The organism is Kineococcus vitellinus (assembly GCF_009906315.1).
In the GTDB taxonomy this organism is placed as follows: domain Bacteria; phylum Actinomycetota; class Actinomycetes; order Actinomycetales; family Kineococcaceae; genus Kineococcus; species Kineococcus vitellinus.
In genome coordinates this window covers 1-3,079 of record NZ_JAAALL010000399.1, presented here as the reverse complement: position 1 = coordinate 3,079, position 3,079 = coordinate 1, and the positions used below count along the sequence as shown (strand labels likewise).

3 protein-coding genes and 1 pseudogene are annotated in these 3,079 nt (G+C 77.9%); 3 read left to right on the top strand and 1 reads right to left on the bottom strand.

Annotated features, from left to right (window positions below; genetic code table 11):
- The 3 genes from GTQ99_RS21500 to ypfJ all read left to right on the top strand — a co-directional run.
- Positions 1–1,252: sensor histidine kinase (locus GTQ99_RS21500; protein WP_166617734.1), on the top strand; the 1,252-nt coding region annotated here is incomplete at its 5' end.
- Positions 1,249–1,932, top strand: a complete 684-nt coding sequence (locus GTQ99_RS21495; protein ID WP_338075182.1) for a response regulator — start codon at positions 1,249–1,251, stop codon at positions 1,930–1,932. The genes GTQ99_RS21500 and GTQ99_RS21495, both read left to right, overlap by 4 nt.
- A gap of 92 nt (positions 1,933–2,024) precedes the next feature.
- Positions 2,025–2,948 carry a KPN_02809 family neutral zinc metallopeptidase gene (gene ypfJ / locus GTQ99_RS21490; protein WP_166617733.1) on the top strand — a complete coding sequence of 308 codons (924 nt, stop codon included), beginning with the start codon at positions 2,025–2,027 and terminating at the stop codon, positions 2,946–2,948.
- Here the strand turns inward: ypfJ and GTQ99_RS24485 are convergent.
- A pseudogene (locus tag GTQ99_RS24485) lies at positions 2,891–3,079 on the bottom strand (hypothetical protein); the annotation flags it as partial. The gene ypfJ and the pseudogene GTQ99_RS24485 overlap by 58 nt on opposite strands.

Genomic DNA, 3,079 nt, shown 5'->3' with positions numbered 1-3,079 from the left:
CCCTCCCCCGCCGCCGCCCCGCTCGTGGGGCCGCACCGCGCTGCGGGCGCTCTGGGACCTCGCGGTGGTGCTGCTGTGCCTGGGGGCCGGCTTCACGCTCGTCGGCGCGGAGCTGGACGGGGCGCTCGGTGCGCGGGTGCGCCCGGACGCGGCGGTGTTCGCCGACGTCCTGCTGGGCGTGCTGCTGACGCCGCTGCTGGTGCTGCGCCGGCGGTGGCCGCTGGTGGTGGCCCCGGTGCTGGCCGCGAGCACCGCCGTGTCGGCGAGCGCGCTGGCCGCCGCCCTCGTCGCGCTGTTCTCGGTGGCCGCCCGGCACCGCTGGCGCGCGGTCGCGGCCGTCACCGCCGTGCTGGCGGCGGCCTCGCTGGCCTACGCCCGGGTCTTCCCCGACCCCCAGGTGCAGTGGCCGTGGTGGGCGGAGGCCCTCGTCGTGGTGGTGTTCGCCGCACCCGTGGTGGGCTGGGGCACCTACGCCCGCACCCGCCGCGAACTGCTGGCGTCGCTGCGCCGGACCGCCGAGCGGCTGCGCGCGGAGCAGGAGTGGCGCTCGGAGCAGGCCCGGGTGCTCGAGCGCGCCCGCATCGCGCGGGAGATGCACGACGTCCTCGCCCACCGCATCTCCGCGGTCAGCCTGCACGCCGGGGCGCTGGCCTTCCGGCCGGACTCCCCGCCGGAGGTGGTCGCCGCCGCGGCCGAGACGATCCGCAGCAGCTCGCACGCGGCGCTGGAGGACCTGCGCGAGATCCTCGGCGTGCTGCGCGCCGACGAGGTGACCGGTGCCGGCGGGCGGCCGCAGCCGCGCCTGGAGCACCTGCCCGACCTGGTGGCCGACAGCGCCGCGCTCGGCGTCGACGCCCGGCTCGCCGTCCGCGTCGAGGACCCCGACGGGGCACCGGAGGCGTTGCAGCGCACGGTGTACCGCATCGTGCAGGAGGGGCTGACGAACGTCCGCAAGCACGCCCCCGGCCACCGGGCCGACGTCGTGGTCGAGGGCTCGGCCGGCGGTGAGGTCGTGGTGACGGTCACCGATCGCGGTGCACCCGGGAGCGCCCCCGCCGCGGGTTCCGCGGGTTCCGCGGGTTCCGCGGGTCCCGCGGGTCCCGGCGGCGCGGGCGTGCCGGGGGCGGGTTTCGGCCTGGTCGGCCTGGGCGAGCGGGTCGCCCTGGCCGGCGGCCGGCTGGAGCACGAGCGCCTGCCCGACGGGTTCCGCCTGCGCGCACGCGTGCCGTGGCCGGCCCGGGTGCCCGCGTGAGCGCGGCGGCACCCGTGCGCCTGCTGCTGGCCGACGACGACCCGCTGGTGCGCGGCGCGCTCACGATGGTCTTCGGCGCGCTGCCCGACGTGGAGCTGGTGGGCGAGGCCGCGGACGGCGAGGAGGCCGTGCAGCGCACCCGGGAGCTGCGGCCCGACGTGGTCCTCATGGACCTGCGGATGCCCCGCTGCGACGGCGTCGAGGCCACCACCCGCATCACCGCCGCGACGGGCGCCCGGGTCGTGGTGCTGACGACCTTCGGCGACGACGCCTCGGTGCTGGCGGCGGTGCGCGCGGGCGCGAGCGGGTTCCTGCTCAAGGACACCCCGCCCGCCGACCTCGTCGCCGCGGTGCGGCGGGCCGCGGCCGGCGACCCCGTGCTCTCCCCGGAGGTGACGCGGCTGCTGATGGCCCGCGTCGCGGCGCAGCTGCCGCCCGCCCCCTCGCGCGGCGCCCTCGCGGCGCAGGCGCTGCGGGCGCTGAGCCCGCGCGAGCGCCAGGTCGCGCTCGCCGTCGGCCGCGGCCTGTCCAACGCCGAGATCGCCGCCGAGCTGGGCGTCGGCACGGCGACGGTGAAGGCGCACGCGACGCGGGTGATGGCGGGCCTGGGGGTGGACAACCGGGTGCAGGTCGCGCTCGCCGTCCACGACGCGGGTCTGCTGCCCCCGGCCGCGGGGTGACGACGAGCGGCGGGTGACGACGAGCGGGCGGGCCGGGTTGCCGCCACCCTGGGCGCGGAGGGCGGACGGCGCCCGCACGGGAGAGGGTGGTCATGAGGTACCGGGACGACGCGAGCCTGGACACCGGCAACGTCCAGGACCGCCGCGGCGGTGGCGGTGGTCGGGCGCTGGCCGTGGGCGGTGGTGGTCTCGGGGTCGTGGGCGTCCTCGTGGTGCTCCTGCTGCAGGTCCTCGGCGGCGGCGGCGACCCGGCCACCACGGGTCCGGGCGCCGCGGGGCCGGGTGTCCTGGGCGGGCTGGCGCAGGGCCAGAGCGCCAGCACGGGCCAGCTCGACGCCTCCTGCCGCACCGGCGCGGACGCCAACGCCAGCGCCGACTGCGCCGTCGTCGCCGACGTGGAGTCGATCCAGGACTACTGGAGCGGGCTGCTGGGCCCGCGCTACGTCCCCGCCGACACCGTCTTCTTCGCCGGGTCGACCCCGACGGCCTGCGGCACCGGCACCTCCGGCACCGGGCCGTTCTACTGCCCGGCGGACCAGCTGGTCTACATCGACCTGTCCTTCTTCGACGAGCTGCGGACCCGCTTCGGCGCCGAGGGCGGCGCCTTCGTCAACGCCTACGTCCTGGCGCACGAGTACGGGCACCACGTGCAGCACCTGCTCGGCACCTCCGACGCGGTGCAGGCCGGCGTCAGCGGGCCCGACAGCGGCAGCGTCCGGCTGGAGCTGCAGGCGGACTGCTACGCGGGCACGTGGGCGAACCACGCGACGACGGTGCCCGACGACTCCGGCGCCCCGCTCATCAGCGACATCACGGGCGACGACGTCGAGCGCGCCCTGGACACCGCGGGCCGCATCGGGGACGACTTCATCCAGACCGAGCTGGGCGACGGCACCACCGACCCGGGCACGTACACGCACGGCACCTCCGAGCAGCGCCGGCAGTGGTTCACCACCGGCTACGAGAGCGGCGACCCCGCGCGCTGCGACACCTTCGCGGTGGCCGACCTCGGCTGACGCGCGCTCCACCCGTCCCGCCCGCGCTCCAGGTCCGTCACCGGCGTGCCCTCGTGGACGCGGACACCGGGCAGGGCGGTGACGCGGGTGCGCACCACGTGCTCCAGCAGCGGCCGGGTCGTCGACAGCAC